This is a genomic window from Opitutus sp. sgz309028, from assembly GCF_059821195.1.
The window spans coordinates 1-14,096 of sequence record NZ_JCAMRR010000007.1; the positions used below are offsets into that span (position 1 = coordinate 1).

Below are 14,096 nucleotides of genomic sequence, written 5' to 3' on the forward strand. Positions count from 1 at the left end.
TCAGCTCATCCAATAACTTCACATCCAAGCCGCCATACGGCAGCTGCTTCTCTTTCGTGGTCACTGTCTTGTCCTTTCATTTCAGTGATCCACACACAAACTTTCTGACACGCTCCTCGATACCATTCGGGCAACGCGGGAACGATGCACGGTGGCGCGCACGAAGGCATCGTTGCTCAACGGGGCCATGACGGCACTGGACAAGGATTTTCCGACGCCAACCTTCCGATACGACCATGCCGCACCTGTCGCGACTCGTCTCGCGCAGCTTGAGGCAGAGATCGCTTCCGTTGAGGAGCGGGCAACTGACATCGACAATCGATGGATAGCTCTGCTTACCGACGCGCGTAGCGGGTTCAGCGCGATGCTCAAATCACTGCGTGCCGTTACGAAACAAGCGAAGAAGCTCACAACTGAGCTGGGAAAGCTTGAATTCTCCAGTCTCGCGGAGGTCCGCCTGGAGATTGTGCAGAACCAAACAGCTGTCGCAGAATATGAGCGCCACTCGAAGGATGCTTCGCAGCCGTCGCTGTTCGACACGCCTGAAGAGGCCGAGCACAAGATGTCGCGGTTCATGCAGCTATTGCAGCGCAGACCGCGTCTTCTTTTGTGGGAGCTCTTCTCGCTGCGCTGCGAAGTGCGCCGCAAAGATGGCACCCGCAACGTCTACGACGACTTCGACCAAATCGAGTCTACCGGCACGACCGTGGTCCTGAAGGTCAGCCTGAATCTGCTAGTCCTGCGCGACCTCCTGATCCCCGGCAAGGCGCGTATCCCCTATTATCTCGACGAAGTTCACGCGTTGGACCGTCAAAACTTCGGCAACATTTTGCAGCTTTCAGAGCGGCTCGGATTTGTCGGTATCTACGCCGCCCCTACTGCGGCAGTCGGACCGCGACGATTCGTTCATCTGGTGCCTGACCCCCGCGGCCGGCTGGTCGTTACGGCTGCCCATTGTAAGGACATCCTCCGAGAGCCGGAGGGAGAGAGCGTGATTGTGCATGGATGAAATCCCGCCGTATGTCGGAAAATTGATCCAAGACGGTCGCGTGGCGCTTAGCGGATTGTCCGCTCGCGCCCGTCGCGACCTGAAACCGCTGTTTGCCGGTGGTGCGCTAATCGAGGATGCGTCAGGCCGCGGGTCTGTGGTCGTTGTTCGCCGGCCGGATGTTCTACTCGAATGGGCACGGCAGCAGTATCCAGTTTCGAGCGGCGAGTGGACGATAAGTAGAGAGTCAGATCGCGCGAGATCGGTGCTGATACGCCGCGCCAGCAAGGCGGGTGGAGCTGCCGCAGGAGCAACAGTCCTTCACGTTCGCGCAATAGGCGACGCGAGCATGTTGGTCGATGGCGTAGATTTTCCGGTCGCGAAACTCACATCTCACTTTGGTGTGACGGCATGTCTGGTCCGCAGCGACACGCGTCTGGCGCTCGGCGCTTCCGCGCTCTTGGTTGAAAACCTCGCCTGTTTTCTTGCCGCGGAAGCAATTGTCCCAACGGCGGGTATTGCGATGAACTCGTCAGGTAAAATTTCCGATGCGCTGATTCGATGTTTGGCGCGATCGTCTTTCACTAGCACACTTCTACACCTGCCAGATTACGACCCGGTCGGACTCGCCGATTATCTTCGCCTGAAATCGGCACTTGGTGACCGTGTCTCGCTTTATGTGCCTCCTGACGTCGAAGCGCGCTTCGCTGCCTTCGGAAACAAAGGGCTGATCACGGGGCGCCCTCGCAATCGCAGCCTCCTTGAATCCCTTGGGACGACTATCTGGCCATGCCGAGAATCGTCTAGGATCTTCAATTTGGTCCGAGAATCCGGCAGCGGTCTCGAACAAGAGAGCTTGCTGCTTTCCCGTGACGCCGCCGGACACATCACCCAAAAGGGAGCCGTTTAGCTCTGCGCCACGTTACATTTCATCTGTTACAGAAGTGCTAGGAGATCATCTTCGTGCCCCATATTCTGGCTCATCGCGCGCGGCGATGAAAGATAGCTACGCGTAGCGTAGAGTCTCGTGTAAAGTCCCGTCCCTGAACGTAACAAACACCTTCGTAATCAGGCGCTTGCGAATTCCTGGCGTCCCCACGGGGATTCGAACCCCGGTCTCGACATAGCCAGTTGAACAAAAACGACTTGTGCGTGTCAAAAACGACTTAGAAAACCTGCGTCCTCGGAAAAACTCGGCGTCATTGTCACTGTCATTGTCACCCCCGCAGCCATGGCTTCGCTCCGGAAAAAGCCCAACTCGAAGTTCTGGATCGCCTGCTACACGGACGGGAACGGCGTCCAGCGGCAGCGCTCCACGCAGACGACCGAGCGCACGAAGGCCCTGGGCATGGCCCAGAAATTCGAGACTGCCTATCGGCTGAAGCTCACCGAGGCGCAGGCCCGAAAGATCGTCTCGGACATCTACCAGGAGCTGCGCGGCGAGCAGCTCTACCACGCCACGGTCAAAAAATTCCTGGCCGATTGGCTCCAGAACAAAAAGAACGAGACCACCAGTGGCTCCTACAAGCGCTACGAAAACGCCGTCGACAAGTTCCTCGAGTACCTCGCGGATCGAGCGGAAAAGGACATCGCTTACGTCCACAAGCGTGACGTGTTGGAGTTTCGTGATCGGGTCGCAGAAAAAACCTCGCCGTCCACAGCCAACACGGACCTCAAAATTTTGCGGTCCGCATTCCGGCAGGCGGTAGCCGACGGGCTCCGCCTCGACAATCCGGCCACGGCCATCAAGACGCTGAAAGAGCGCCGGGAAGACGACGAGCCGGAGCGGCGGCCCTTCACCGAAGCTGAGCTGAAGCAGCTGTTCGCCGTCGCTGAGGGGGAGTGGCGCGGCATCGTGCTCGCGGGCCTCTACACCGGCCAGCGGCTCGGAGACATCGCTTCGATGACGTGGCGCATGGTGGACCTCGACGGTGGCGTGGTGAGTTTCCGTACCCACAAGACCAACCGCGTGGTCAAAATCCCGCTGGCGGCTCCGCTACGCGCCCATCTCGTCGCGCTCGGCGCGCATGAACCCAATGACCCCGTCTTTCCCCTCGCGCACGGCGAACGGCTCGACGCCGAAGGCGAGTCGCGCCGGCTTTCGGGAAAGTTTCACGCGCTACTGGTGAAGGCCGGCTTGACGGCGAAGCGCACGCACAAGAGCACCGGGAAGGGGCGGAAAGGACGACGCACGGTGAGCGAACTCACCTTCCACAGCTTGCGACACAACACCACGTCTTGGCTCAAAAAAGCGGGGGTCCCGGAATCGGTGGTGCGGGATATCATCGGGCATGAGTCGCAGTTAGTCAGTCTCAACTACACGCACGTGGACGAGGAGACGAAGCGAGCAGCGATTGAAAAATTGCCGGCGTTATTTCCGCTGCCTGACCAAACTCTGGTCTCGTGAACCTCTCTGGGTGCGAGCAACGAGTCTTACTGCAACGGCCCTTTTTACTGGTCAGTAAAAATAGGTTTTTCGGTAAGACTTGCGTTCCTTACTCGCATTGCCATTCTTATCGGGCAGTAAAATCATGGTTTCGAGTAAGAAATCGTCCGTCAGAACTTCGTCCGAACTCGCTCGCGAGTTCGCCGAGCTGATTGTGCACGAAAACAGGATAGAACCGATCTCGTTGGATTCCTCCACCCAACCATCGGAAGCACGGCTCAAGTTCGACGGACGTCAGTTCCGCTTTGATCTCAAATTTCTTTTGGCACCTACCCTTGCCGACATCCCGTCGCGCGACTCGAAGGAAAAGGCCCAGCCATTGTTGGTCGTGCCTCGCGCCACCCCGGCTTTCCTTGAAGCATGTCGCGAGCGCGGAGCCAGCGTCGCTGATCTCAACGGGCAACTGTTTCTTCGCGGGCCGGGTCTGCTCGTTTCGTTGCCGAGCCTTCCGGGACGTCGCTTTCGGTTCGAGCAGGAACCCCGCAACGTTTTTGTCGGAAAGAGCGCGCGCATCGTGCGCACGCTTTTGACGGATTCGGAACGCGCGTGGCAGCAGGCCGAGCTGATCCAACGCACCGGAGCCACATCCGGATTGGTGTCGCGTGTCGTCACCTATCTCATCCGCCAAGGTCTCCTCAAGAAGACCGACGCGCGCCGTTTTCAGGTCGCGTCTCACTCGGCTCTCCTCGACGCGTGGGTTCATGCCGACGACTTTTCGCGTCGAGTAACGACATATCGATTCGCGACCCTGAGCGGCGATCCCTTACGCCTAGCGAAGAACCTGCGCAACGTACTCACGCACGGGGGGCCTCCGTTCGCGTTCACGCAGTGGATCGCCGCGTGGCTACGTCACCCTTATACGGAGCCGCCCGTTGTTTCACTCTACGTCGCGCAGTTGCCGTCGGCTGACGTTCTCAAACAGGCGAACCTGCAACCGGTGAATGACGCCGGCCGGGTGTGGTTCCACGTGCCGGTCGATGAGGGAGTGTTTCGTGAGCGCCAGTTCGTTCAGGATCTGCCGCTCGTCACCGACGCGCAGATTTATCTCGATCTTCTCAAGACGGGGCTGCGCGGCCCGGACCAAGCCCAAGCGCTGCGCGAGTGGCCGGGATTCTGCCGTCCATGAAATACGACACCTACGGCGAATACGATCCCCGTGCGGTCGCCCAAACGCAGCCGGCGTTTCTCACTGTCTGGGCGGGGTTAGGAAGCTACCACGAAGACCTGGTGCTCCTCGGCGGATTGGTGCCGCACTATATTTGCCGGCACCCCTCGGGCAGCGGCGCGCTTCCGCGACCAGCCACGCTCGATGTCGATTTCGGCGTGGCGTTGGGTGCGTCCGCCGGCCAATACGGCAGCCTTTCGTCCGATCTGCGTGCGCAAGGCTTCAAACCGAGCCAGCAATACCCCGGGCGCTTCGAGAAAACCGTCAGTGGCTTCACTCTCTACGTCGATTTTCTCGTGGAAGACGGCGCTCAACCTCGCGGCACACGCATGGTGGACGATGTGCCCGCGAGTGTGATGCCGGGTGTCGTGCGCGCGTTGGAAACGGCTCGCCGGATTCCGGTCGAAGGCGAAGACCTGTTCGGTGCGCAGCAAAAGCTCACTGCTCGCGTCTGCGACGTCGGCCCATTTCTTGTACTGAAGCTCCGAGCCTTCCTCTATCGGCAACAAGGTAAGGACGCTTTCGATCTCCTGTATACGATTCTTCACTACGACGGAGGAACGGACGCAGCGCTCGCGGCTTTCGCTCAAGAATCTAAAACGAACAACCCCGCCTTCTCCGATGCGATGAAGGCTCTGGCGCTGTTTTCAGACGCCGATGGCCCCGGCCCTATGAAAGCCGCGTATTTCGTGTTCGGTGAGCCAAACTCCAACGACACCGGCGACATCGCCACGCAGCGGCTCCAAATCCAACAAGACGCATTTGCGGCCGGGCGCGCCCTCCAGCAGGCAATCACCTGAAGGTCATCGATGCGGCTGCGTTCACGGCTCGCCAAAAAGGCTGGGCTGCTGATCGCGACATCGCGCTAGCGAAGCGCGGACGCTTCCAAGCAGTTTATGCAGATCGTATCGGGAATTTAATAACGTTAGCGCACTCGGCTTGCCTCCGGAGGAGCCGCGATGGTTGAATCAGATCGCGCATGCCAGAGTCGCCGCACCAACTCTCCTTGCCTCATTTGCTCGATGTTCGCGAACGCTTCGAGATGGGTGATGGTCTGTTTCGCGAAATCACCGGCATCGAAGTCTCGCAAATATTCGCCTATCGTCGCGGCAAACTGAAAGTCCGCCCAAGCGTTACTCCAGAAGCATTCGCGCGAATCCAACGTTGCGAAGAGCTCCTGAACCTCGCGACTGAACTTACCGGCGACGAAGAAAAAGCACTCGATTGGTTATATGCGGAGTCTCCCACCTTCGGGGGGCGTAGTCCCATCGATCTTACAATAAGCGATGCAGCCGCTGACGTGGTGCGTGGCTACGTCTCGAAACTCCGGACAGCGGTCGCTGCGACGTCGCATTTCTCCACGCCAGCTCTCGCAGAATCGGGGGCAATCTCGCCGTCGCGCAACACCGGTGCTGTCCCGACTGCGCCCGCTCTTTCTGCCTCAAAGGCAGCGCCACCAAAACCCAAAGAAAGAACCCCAGCCACTTCCTCCGGTATTCATACTAAGAATACACATACACTCAAACCAAAGCCATTCCTCCCACCGGCTGGAGTCTCACCGGATCATCGAATTTTTCGACTCAAAGAACCACTGGCAAAAATCCGCGCTTCACGGCCCGATCTTACGCTCAAGCGGATTTCAGAGATAATGCTGGAACGCGGCCATGAGCAGTTTGCTTCAAGCAGCTACATGTCACGTCTCGCTAACTCGTATACTTGGGCGACATGGACCGAAGTTACCGCACTTGCCGATGCGCTCGGGGTGTCTCCGCGGGAACTGGGCAGCGTTTACTCGCACCCGTGACTCGAATCAAATTGGACAACAGCAGCGCGGTCTGATCCGGTGCAATTGCCGGTTGAGCTAGCTCCCGGCGTTAGTTGAAGCTGGACCCGCCCGGAGGACACGGGTTCTCCGGGCGGCACGCTCACTCCTCGTAGAGGTCTCGATTCAAGCGGAAGAGACCACGGCGAGTTCATTGAGATGAGTCATCAAGCTGTCGTAGCTGATCAATCGAATGCCCCGCGTGGCGCCTCTCTTCCGAAGCACAACGCTTTTCACCGGTGGCTGGTAGTCATTTGCGGGACCGGGAATTGTCAGCTCGTTCAGGGTACTACGTGATAGGCCGGTGAAGCGGCAGCGCGTGCCCGGTGCTGGCAAGCGGAGCCACTCCGGTTTGCTTGAATCTGCTGGGTTGCCGTGGACGGATGAAGAATTGGCTGTGAGTTGCATGGCATTTCCGAGTTCGGCGATATCGTTCTGCGGCGCCGGCTCGTTTCAACGCCAGCCCTCTCCCGAAAACGGGGTAGCACAGCTACCACGAAAAGGGCAGATGCGGTCCATCGCGACGATGCCCTCCCAAAAGCACCAATATCGAAATTGCGTTCATTGCGGTCAGCGCTTCCGCGTTGATCCCCGGGTATACCGGCACCATCGCTACTGTTCACGGACCTCATGTGCTAAAGCCAGTCGCGCAGCAGCTCAGCAGCGATGGCTCGAAAAAAACAAAAACCATTTCGGCGGTCTAGCCGATCTCGTTCGAGTACGTGAGTGGAGAAAGGCGAATCCCAATTACTGGCGGCGACGAACTCGCGTCGGCAGTTATCTACTCACAGGTGAACTCGCAGTAGTTGCTCGAGAACTTGCGTTACAAGATATGATTGCTGCCCACTTTTCCCTCGTAATCGGACTGGTATCACATCTCTCCGGGAGTGCGTTACAAGATACGATAGCCTCGGAAATGCGCCGCCTTATACTGCTGGGGCATGGTATCCTTAGCAAGACTACCACAGCCGCCGCATCGCCGGGCAGAAACGGTGATCCCAGTCCACAGTGACTGCGGCACGCCGGAGGCTCGGGAATGACAGGACAGGCCGAGCTTCCGCCGTTTTCGCCCAATCAGAAGACCGTGCCGGTAGCGGCCTACGTCCGCATGTCGACAGAGCACCAGCAATATTCCACTGAGAATCAGCTCGACCGAATCAAGGAATACGCTGCCCGCCGCGGAATGGAGATTGTCCGGATTTTCGCCGACGAAGGTAAGAGCGGCCTGAGTGTCAAAGGCCGAGAAAGTCTTCGCGGCATGATCGCCGAGGTAGAATCAGGGAAGGCCAACTTTCGAGGCATCCTTGCCTACGATGTGAGCCGTTGGGGGCGATTTCAGGATGCCGACGAGAGCGGCTACTACGAATACATCTGCAAGCGGGCCGGCATCGCCGTGCATTACTGTGCCGAGCAATTTGAAAATGACGGATCACCCACCTCGAACATTATCAAGAGCGTTAAGCGCTCGATGGCCGGGGAATATAGCCGAGAACTCTCCACAAAAGTTTTTCAAGGCGCATGTCGACTGATCCAGCTGGGGTTCAAACAGGGAGGCGCAGCTGGATTTGGTTTGCGACGAGTGCTCGTTGACCAGACAGGAACGCCGAAGGGGCAGCTCAAGATCGGCGAACATAAAAGCCTTCAAACCGACCGCGTCGTCCTCGCTCCGGGGCCTGAAGAGGAAGTCACGATTGTGCGCTGGATTTACAGGACGTTTCTCGAGGAAGGAAAAACGGAACGCGAAATTGCGGAGCAGTTGAACGAACGGAAAGTTCTTACCGATTTTGGACGGGCGTGGACCCGTGGCACGGTTCACCAGCTTCTCACGAACGAAAAATATATCGGAAACAACGTCTATCACCGCACCTCGTTTAAACTGAAACGCAAACACGTCGTAAATCCGCCGGAGATGTGGATTCGCGCTGATAATGCGTTCCCTCCGATCGTTGAGCCGACCGTCTTCGCTCGAGTACAAGAAGCGATCCTTGCGCGATCAAAACGATATTCGGATGAAGAAATGCTCGGTGCCCTGAAAGCGCTTTGGTCGCGGCACGGTCGCATCTCCGGTTTATTGATCGATGAGCAGGAGAATTTACCGTCTAGCGCTGCCTTTCGTCATCGATTCGGGAGCCTCATCCGTGCCTATCAACTTATCGGTTATACACCGCGCGCGGATTACTCTTTTCTGGAGATAAATCGCTACCTGCGCGGGCGTCACCCAGAGATTGTTCAAGAGGTAATCACACGTCTCGCGGCAATGGGGATCAGCGTGGAGCGTGATCCCGCAACTGAACTTCTGCGGCTGGAACATGAGCTGACCGTGTCACTTGTGCTCTCTCGCTGCCTAAAGACAGAAGCGGGCACAGCTCGATGGATGCTACGTTTCGAGGAAGGCCTCCGGCCTGACCTCACGATCGCCGTCCGCATGGATGAGACAAATCAAGCTATCAAAGATTATTATCTGTTCCCCGCCCTGGATTTGACCGAGGCCAAACTGAGGATCGCTGAAAACAACCACGCGATACTAGACTCCTACCGCTTCGACGACCTCGAATTCTTTTTCCAGATGGCCGAACGCATAAGCGTGGAGGATGCGGCATGAAAGACGACGACTGCGTTCGGATCATTCCGGTCGATCGAATTCGTGTCGTGAATCCCCGGACTCGCGACAAAAAGAAGTTCGAGCAGATTGTGGAAAATATCGCGGCGATTGGCCTAAAGAAGCCGATCACTGTCACGCCTGGAAAGGCTGACGCCGATGGTCGTGAAACATTCGACTTGGTGTGCGGCCAAGGCCGCTTGGAAGCGTTCATCGCACTGGGACAACGGGAAATTCCCGCGCTCGTGCGTGGCCTATCCAAAGCCGACGGCCTCCTGGCCAGCTTGATCGAGAACATCGCCAGACGGCGTGTGCGCTCGCTGGATCAAGTCCGCCTGATCCAATGGATGAAGGATCAAGGCCATGACTATTCTGCCATAGCTCGCAAGACGGGTCTATGCGAGGGCTACGTGATGGACATCCTCAACATGCTCCGGAAAGGAGAGGATCGACTCCTTGAAGCGGTGCTGAATGGGAAGCTGCCAATCACCATCGCCACCGGAATAGTTGGCGCATCCGATGAGGAGTCGCAGCGACTCTTGCTGGAGGCTTACGAGCGCAAGGAGATGACCCAAAAATCGCTCACGGCGTTTAAGCGAATTATCGATCAGCGTCGGCACTTCGGGAAAGGTTATGGTCCGCGTGGACCTCGCCTGCATCGAACCACCGCTGACAGTCTTGTGCGTGCCTACAAGCATGAGACCCAGCGGCAAAAACTCATCGTGAAGAAGGCGAAGCTGTGCGAGTCACGCCTCCTGTCGATATCGGCGGCTTTCAAGGTGCTCGTTAAGGACGAGGACTACGTGAACCTGCTGCGTGCAGAGAAAGTAGAAACCATGCCGAAATTTCTGGCGGAGCGCGCACGGCAGGTCGCATGAAGTCGGCGATAAAAGCTGCATTTGAACTGGCCGGGGTAAACTTGCCTCTCGCGGCCATTCATCCGATCAGGCAGGTCAAGCCATCCGACGCAGCGTTCGGAAAATACAAGTCGGTCCTGGCATCAATTCGCGAGGTTGGTGTGATCGAGCCGTTGATCGTGTATCCACAACGTGGATCGAAGACGGCGTATTTTCTCCTCGACGGACACATGCGCCTGAAGGCGCTGCACGAACTGGGTCGCACCGAGGCATTCTGCCTGATCTCCAAAGACGACGACGCTTTTACCTACAACGACAAGGTCAACCGACTCTCTTTGATCCAAGAGCATGCGATGGTTATCCGGGCCATGGACCAAGGAGTGACACCGGAGCAAATCGCGAAAGCGCTGGAAATCGATGTCGGCAAAATCAGGGCGAATATCAATCTGCTAGAGGGAATACACCCCGATGTTGTAGATCTGCTGAAGGACAAACCGATCACGGCGACGGCGCTTCGCTTGTTTCGAAAGGTGAAAGCGGTTCGGCAAATCGACATGGCGCAGCTTATGATCACAGGCGCGAACTATACCCGCGCCTATGCCGATGCCTTAATTATCGGGACACCTGCTGAGCAACTGGTGAAAGGGAGCAAAAAGGAGGTCCCCGGAGTTTCGCACGAAGAAATAGTGCGCATGGAAAAAGAGATGGAGACGCTGGAACGGGACTACCGGCTCCACCAGGAGCAATTTGGAGAGAACTCGCTCCACTTGAATGCCGCCCAACGCCACGTGAAACGGTTACTCGAAAATCCTAAAATCAAACGGTTCCTCAGCAACCGGTATCCCGAAATTTTGGAGGAGTTCCAGGAGCTCGTCGCGCTCGAATGCCTCTGACGAAAAACTTTCCGCTGCCGGGAAGGACTACAGTTTAACGGGCTGGCACCCATACGCCGCAACGACCAAAGCCGCGAGAGGCGAATACGGGCACGAGGCCTCACGGCTTGGTGGAATTTTGTTCTTTTGCTACCATCGCGATGTTACGGCCATCCAGGGCGCCCGGCAGCGGTTCTATTTTGGGGCTCGGGCATGTTGATGCTCGCTAGCGCTCGGTTTTTTCCAGTGCTGCCAGCCGCGGTGATTCCCGATTATACGCCGGTCAAGGTAGTGCCTCCGGCCTCCACCACGCTGCGCGTCCGCTTCCCCCTGCGTTGCGGCTAAAGCCGCGGCCTCGGCGCTCCCGCTCCGCTTTGACTTTCGGCGTGGGCGGGAATCGCCCTCCGCTGGCAGAGCTCGATCAGGTGCACTCCCGCACACACGAACGAACCGGCGAGGCGCATTTCTCATGCGCGTGTTTGAAGCGAAGCTCGTTTATGAACCGACGTTGTTCGAAGTCGGAACAAACTGCCTCACAAAAGCCGAACTCGTCTACGACTACATGAAGGACGTGCTCGACGTCCACCCTATGCAGGAGGTGTTCTACGTGATCCTGCTCAACCAAAAGAACCGTCCGTTGGGTCGGATTGCCGTCACGAGCGGAACGGTGGCGAGCACGTTGGTGCATCCGCGGGAAGTGTTCCGCCCCGCAATTCTCGCCGGAGCGAGCGCGATCATCTGCGCTCACAACCACCCCAGCGGCGATCCGGCGCCGAGTTCAGCCGACCTGCACGTTACCCGAAAGCTCCGTGAGGCTGCGCAAGCGATCGATATTATGCTGCTCGATCACGTGATCCTCGGACGCGCGGAATGCGACCCGTGCGGAATCGGGTTCTACTCGTTCAGATCCGCCGGACTCCTCTAACGCAAGGGGCTTTGCCCCCCTTTTTCGTCTGGCAGAATGTTCGAGCGAACCGGAGCCGTCAGAGTGCGCAGGCTTCGCCTAAGCCATCTGACTCGCTCAAACGCCGCTGGGCTTACGGTGCTCGCTCTCGTTGCGCCGCTCGCGCATTCGCAGTCAGCGGGGGCCGCGCCCTATAGGCTGCCTTCATTATAGCACCTGCGCCGGCTGGCGGGCGCGCGGCGCGAGCGCCTTCGCCCGTCCGCGCCTCAAGGTATTGCTCGCTTCACTGCGCTCCACCTTGCGCGACGGTGCTGAACGTCGGCATCCCGACGGGGCGGCCGTTTCAACGGTGTGGCCCACGGAGGGGCCGCGCAGCGCGGATCGCTGCAACCCAGCGCTCTCGTTAGAGCGCTGATCAACCGAGAAAAGTCATGATTAGCTCTGCTCAAAGCTCGTTCGCCGGCGCCTACCGGGCGCTTTCGTTGGAAGACCTCCGCCGCGTTGCTCCTTCCATCTTTGCCGAACATGCCCGGCCCGGCGTGTCCGCGCGCTACACGTTCGTTTCCACGTTTCAGGTCGTTGAACTGCTCCGCGCCGAAGGCTGGGAACCGGTGAAAGCCAGCGAACAGCGCGTGCGCCTCGACGCGCGGCGTGGGTTTCAACTGCACGAAATCCGCTTCGCTCGGAGTCACGATCTCGAAACCTCCACGCCGAGTGTCGGCGACACACGGCCCGAGTTAGTGCTGCAAAATGCGCACGACGGCACGCGCGCTTACCGCATCGACGCTGGCCTCTATCGCCTCGTTTGCCGCAACGGGCTCGTCGTCGCCGACGCGCAATTCGCACAAGTCGCGATTCGGCACTTTGACGGTACGCCGGAGAAATTCGCGAGTGCCGCCCGGAACGTGGTGGAATTCACGCCGCGCGTGCTGGAGCTGGTGGCGCAATGGCAGACGGTTCAGCTCACACCCGCGACTCGTTTCGAGTTCGCCAAGCGCGCCGCCGCCCTGCGCTGGAACGCTGACCAACCCGTGATGAGGTGGCTGACGCCCGCCAAGCTTCTCGAACCCCTGCGCTACGGCGATCATCACGATGATCTTTGGACGGTCATGAACGTCGTGCAGGAGCATTTGGTTCGCGGTGGCGACCGCTACCGCAGTGCTGAGCCAAGTTTCGGTATCCGCCGTAACACGACACGTCCGGTTGCGTCGCTGCATGAAGCTCGGGCGATCAACAAAGCTCTCTGGTCTCTCGCGGCGGAATTCGCGAGCAACTGAGCAGCGCATGGGGAGCGGCTCGATGGCCGCTCCCCTTTTCGTGGTAGGCGTGCTCCCCCGTTTTCGGTAGACGCGCGCCGCTGCCATTTCACCACACAGGCCTTCGCTTGAAATCGGCGCGGCCAGGCAAGCTGGCCGCGCGTTTCTCAAGCATCAGAGCCGGCACGTCCGGCCCATAAATATGAATAACGGAACACTCGAAACGTCGCCGGCCGAACGACTGACCGGCACCACGCGGGCCTCACGGTCCGCTTCCAATCAGGATGAACTCTCGCGACTGAAGCACGATCTCATGCGCGCTGAGGTTCGTCTCGCGAAGGCGCGCGCCACCGTCGTGGGCGCAGAAATCGACATCAAGGTGCTCAACGCGCGCCTCAAGGCACTGACCCAATGACGCCAGCTCAACGATCACCGTTCATAAGAACCGGAACCCATCATTCCCATGAATGCCACCTCTTCCGAGTCCATCGACGAAACCACCACGCGCGCCGCGGCGCTGAGCGAATTCGTTGCGGCAGTCCGCACCGCGGCGCGCGAAAGCGATGCAGCCGTTGAAACCGCCAAGCCGGCGCTTGCGCGAATCGCGTCAGCCGTTGCCGGACACGACAACGGCCAGGCGCTCCGCGTGCGCTCCATTCTCCTCTCGCTCTACAGCGGCGGTTCCGCGCTGGCCGATGTCTCCGACCTCATGGCGCTGGATTGGCCGCTGCGCCGAGACCTTTGCGCGGTGTTACTCGCGTTCGGGCATGGCGAGTTCGATTACGACTATTTGAAGTCGGCATTCGAAATGGCCGGCGACCACGAGGCGCGCTGGTTTCTTGGCACGGCGCGCGACCCGCGGGAGCGGCTCGAAGAAGCGCTCGCCTTCGCGAAGCCCGGTCCCCTGAACACGCCGCGCACGTTAAACGAAAAGGGCGTCGCAATGGTTCTGCTCAGCCTCTTCGCCGGCATGCCTTGCGACCTCCAGTTTGCGCTGCGCGGCTTGGATAGGATGCGCTCCGATCTGATCGTCGCAATCATCACTGACTACGTCGCGCAGCGCTTCGATTTCACGGATGAGGATCGCGTGCGGGAGCACTTTGAGCTGGCGGCGTGAACGCGTCCGACGCGCACGAGCAGGAGCGCCGTTGCTGGCAGCAGCGGCGCTTTTCTTGTCGCTGATGAGT

The 14,096-nt window shown here is 58.8% G+C and carries 13 protein-coding genes; all 13 read left to right on the plus strand.

Features of this window, described 5'->3' with window-relative positions; genetic code table 11:
- The first annotated feature begins 187 nt into the window (after positions 1–187).
- Complete coding sequence (locus AC6RV7_RS20150; RefSeq protein ID WP_500096004.1) at positions 188–1,009, plus strand: Mks condensin complex protein MksF; 822 nt, start codon at positions 188–190, stop codon at positions 1,007–1,009.
- Positions 1,002–1,898 (plus strand): hypothetical protein, encoded by an 897-nt coding sequence (locus AC6RV7_RS20155; protein WP_500096005.1) that lies wholly within the window; start codon positions 1,002–1,004, stop codon positions 1,896–1,898. Before AC6RV7_RS20150 ends, AC6RV7_RS20155 begins: the two co-directional genes overlap by 8 nt.
- 321 nt (positions 1,899–2,219) lie before the next feature.
- Positions 2,220–3,395, plus strand: a complete 1,176-nt coding sequence (locus AC6RV7_RS20160; protein WP_500096006.1) for a tyrosine-type recombinase/integrase — start codon at positions 2,220–2,222, stop codon at positions 3,393–3,395.
- Between the two features lie 79 nt (positions 3,396–3,474).
- Positions 3,475–4,560 carry a type IV toxin-antitoxin system AbiEi family antitoxin gene (locus AC6RV7_RS20165; RefSeq protein ID WP_500096007.1) on the plus strand — a complete coding sequence of 362 codons (1,086 nt, stop codon included), beginning with the start codon at positions 3,475–3,477 and terminating at the stop codon, positions 4,558–4,560.
- Positions 4,557–5,399, plus strand: a complete 843-nt coding sequence (locus AC6RV7_RS20170) for a hypothetical protein (RefSeq protein WP_500096008.1) — start codon at positions 4,557–4,559, stop codon at positions 5,397–5,399. Before AC6RV7_RS20165 ends, AC6RV7_RS20170 begins: the two co-directional genes overlap by 4 nt.
- Before the next feature lie 215 nt (positions 5,400–5,614).
- Positions 5,615–6,403 carry an antitoxin Xre/MbcA/ParS toxin-binding domain-containing protein gene (locus AC6RV7_RS20175; protein ID WP_500096009.1) on the plus strand — a complete coding sequence of 263 codons (789 nt, stop codon included), beginning with the start codon at positions 5,615–5,617 and terminating at the stop codon, positions 6,401–6,403.
- Between the two features lie 1,054 nt (positions 6,404–7,457).
- Complete coding sequence (locus AC6RV7_RS20180) at positions 7,458–9,023, plus strand: recombinase family protein (protein WP_500096010.1); 1,566 nt, start codon at positions 7,458–7,460, stop codon at positions 9,021–9,023.
- Positions 9,020–9,898 carry a plasmid partitioning protein RepB C-terminal domain-containing protein gene (locus AC6RV7_RS20185; RefSeq protein WP_500096011.1) on the plus strand — a complete coding sequence of 293 codons (879 nt, stop codon included), beginning with the start codon at positions 9,020–9,022 and terminating at the stop codon, positions 9,896–9,898. The genes AC6RV7_RS20180 and AC6RV7_RS20185 overlap by 4 nt, the downstream gene beginning before the upstream one ends.
- Entirely contained in the window at positions 9,895–10,770 is an 876-nt protein-coding gene (locus tag AC6RV7_RS20190) for a plasmid partitioning protein RepB C-terminal domain-containing protein (RefSeq protein WP_500096012.1), read from the plus strand. The genes AC6RV7_RS20185 and AC6RV7_RS20190 overlap by 4 nt, the downstream gene beginning before the upstream one ends.
- Before the next feature lie 448 nt (positions 10,771–11,218).
- Positions 11,219–11,674: a JAB domain-containing protein gene (locus tag AC6RV7_RS20195; RefSeq protein WP_500096013.1), complete on the plus strand. Its 456-nt coding sequence runs from the start codon at positions 11,219–11,221 to the stop codon at positions 11,672–11,674.
- Between the two features lie 410 nt (positions 11,675–12,084).
- The gene (locus AC6RV7_RS20200; protein ID WP_500096014.1) at positions 12,085–12,930 is read left to right on the plus strand and encodes a DUF932 domain-containing protein; all 846 of its coding nucleotides are present in this window, start codon (positions 12,085–12,087) and stop codon (positions 12,928–12,930) included.
- Between the two features lie 181 nt (positions 12,931–13,111).
- Positions 13,112–13,324, plus strand: a complete 213-nt coding sequence (locus AC6RV7_RS20205; RefSeq protein ID WP_500096015.1) for a hypothetical protein — start codon at positions 13,112–13,114, stop codon at positions 13,322–13,324.
- A gap of 48 nt (positions 13,325–13,372) precedes the next feature.
- Positions 13,373–14,026 carry a DUF7673 family protein gene (locus AC6RV7_RS20210; protein WP_500096016.1) on the plus strand — a complete coding sequence of 218 codons (654 nt, stop codon included), beginning with the start codon at positions 13,373–13,375 and terminating at the stop codon, positions 14,024–14,026.
- The last annotated feature ends 70 nt before the right edge of the window (positions 14,027–14,096 follow it).

Excerpts from the sequence above, each read along its gene's own strand:
- AC6RV7_RS20150 (WP_500096004.1), top strand. The coding sequence starts at position 188 with ATGACGGCACTGGACAAGGATTTTCCGACGCCAACCTTCCGATACGAC.
- AC6RV7_RS20155 (WP_500096005.1), top strand. The coding sequence starts at position 1,002 with ATGGATGAAATCCCGCCGTATGTCGGAAAATTGATCCAAGACGGTCGC.
- AC6RV7_RS20160 (WP_500096006.1), top strand. The coding sequence starts at position 2,220 with ATGGCTTCGCTCCGGAAAAAGCCCAACTCGAAGTTCTGGATCGCCTGC.
- AC6RV7_RS20170 (WP_500096008.1), top strand. The coding sequence starts at position 4,557 with ATGAAATACGACACCTACGGCGAATACGATCCCCGTGCGGTCGCCCAA.
- AC6RV7_RS20180 (WP_500096010.1), top strand. The coding sequence starts at position 7,458 with ATGACAGGACAGGCCGAGCTTCCGCCGTTTTCGCCCAATCAGAAGACC.
- AC6RV7_RS20185 (WP_500096011.1), top strand. The coding sequence starts at position 9,020 with ATGAAAGACGACGACTGCGTTCGGATCATTCCGGTCGATCGAATTCGT.
- AC6RV7_RS20190 (WP_500096012.1), top strand. The coding sequence starts at position 9,895 with ATGAAGTCGGCGATAAAAGCTGCATTTGAACTGGCCGGGGTAAACTTG.
- AC6RV7_RS20195 (WP_500096013.1), top strand. The coding sequence starts at position 11,219 with ATGCGCGTGTTTGAAGCGAAGCTCGTTTATGAACCGACGTTGTTCGAA.
- AC6RV7_RS20200 (WP_500096014.1), top strand. The coding sequence starts at position 12,085 with ATGATTAGCTCTGCTCAAAGCTCGTTCGCCGGCGCCTACCGGGCGCTT.
- AC6RV7_RS20205 (WP_500096015.1), top strand. The coding sequence starts at position 13,112 with ATGAATAACGGAACACTCGAAACGTCGCCGGCCGAACGACTGACCGGC.
- AC6RV7_RS20210 (WP_500096016.1), top strand. The coding sequence starts at position 13,373 with ATGAATGCCACCTCTTCCGAGTCCATCGACGAAACCACCACGCGCGCC.